We start from the raw sequence: 1,501 nt of genomic DNA, 5'->3' as shown, positions 1-1,501 counted from the left end.
CGAAAAGTTTAATGCTGACTTGTGGAATGTACAATGCTTCAGGTAAATTTGCAGCTTTTGTTGGAATGCCGGCCAAGAGTGGAGTCTCAGGAGGGATTATGACATTAGTTCCTCCAAGGAGTCGGCAGGCAGTACCTTTTCAAGATGGCTGTGGTATAGGGATTTATGGACCAGCTATTGACGAATATGGTAATAGTCTAGCAGGCGTTATGTTACTTAAACATATCGCACAAAAATGGGATCTAAGTATTTTCTAATAGCCGTCATAAAAAAATGAAACTGTGATAACTGATTTCAGACGACAACATCATTCGAAGTTATTTTTCTGATTATTCAAACGATTAATTAAACCTAATAGGATAATAGAATATTAATCCACTTGTTTTTCGAATAAATCTATAAAACGATAGCATTTTATAAGGTGGAAATAATCTTGACTAAAGCAATTCAAATGATAAGTAATAACTATTTAATAGATATTTATGTTAAATCGGTTTTGTTAAAGGTTGATTCAGCTTTTATTAATTTATTAGAAAATGAAATGTGCAGAAGAAATTTAACATTAGAATCGTATAAAACCGATAAATGTCAAAATCAAATTTAATGAGTCTTACTTTTAAAAGGGATAAATTGTATTTATTTAAACTAACAAAAATAAGAAGGAGAGATGGTATGGATATTATAAACTGGCTGATAACAGATTTTAATAATTTCCTTTGGAGTTATGCCTTAATTGTTATGTTAATTGGAGGTGGTATTTACTTTTCATTCAAAACAAAATTTGTGCAATTTCGTTTAATTAGGGAAATGCTCCGTCTATTAGGGGAGGGAGCCGTATCATCTTCTGAAAAAAAAGGCGTTTCATCCTTCCAGGCATTCTGTATTAGTACCGCATCGCGTGTAGGTACGGGGAATTTAGCAGGTGTCGCACTGGCGATTACGGTTGGTGGACCTGGTTCCGTTTTCTGGATGTGGGTCATTGCTCTTGTAGGTTCTGCATCTGCTTTTGTAGAAGCGACATTAGCGCAGATCTATAAAGTCCAAGATAATAGTGCAGGTACTTTCCGGGGAGGCCCAGCATACTACATGGAAAAAGCGTTAAATGCGCGCTGGATGGGTATTCTTTTTGCAATCAGCATTAGTATTGCGTTCGGCCTTGCATTTAACTCGGTACAAGCAAATACAATTACAAATGCTTTTGAAAACGCCTTTGGCCTTAATCCTGTTTGGACAGGGCTGGTGATTACAGTTGTGACTGCCATTATGATCTTTGGCGGTATTAAAAGAATTGCCAAAGCAGCTGAACTGCTGGTGCCCGTAATGGCGGGGCTTTATATGGTTGTTGCATTATTTATAATTGTTATGAATATTACGGAGATTCCTGCTGTCTTTGTTCTTATTTTTAAAAGTGCCTTTGGTTTAGAACAAGCTTTTGGCGGCGGATTAGGTGCTGCAATGATGCAAGGAATCAAGCGCGGTTTGTTCTCTAACGAAGCAGGTA

Annotated in this window: 3 protein-coding genes; all 3 read left to right on the top strand. The window is 36.8% G+C overall.

Features of this window, described 5'->3' with window-relative positions; genetic code table 11:
- On the top strand, positions 1-257 hold a 257-nt coding region (locus tag DS031_RS23290), incomplete at its 5' end, for a glutaminase (RefSeq protein ID WP_181833304.1).
- A gap of 176 nt (positions 258-433) precedes the next feature.
- The gene (gene sda / locus DS031_RS23285; protein ID WP_113808528.1) at positions 434-604 is read left to right on the top strand and encodes a sporulation histidine kinase inhibitor Sda; all 171 of its coding nucleotides are present in this window, start codon (positions 434-436) and stop codon (positions 602-604) included.
- 68 nt (positions 605-672) lie between these two features.
- Positions 673-1,501 (top strand): alanine/glycine:cation symporter family protein (locus tag DS031_RS23280; protein ID WP_142675820.1); only part of this gene is annotated, 829 nt, incomplete at its 3' end.

It is taken from the genome of Bacillus taeanensis, assembly GCF_003318295.1.
GTDB lineage: Bacteria > Bacillota > Bacilli > Bacillales > UBA6769 > Maribacillus > Maribacillus taeanensis.
The sequence above is the reverse complement of the archived record's forward strand: the minus strand, read 5'-3'. Positions and strand labels throughout refer to the sequence as shown.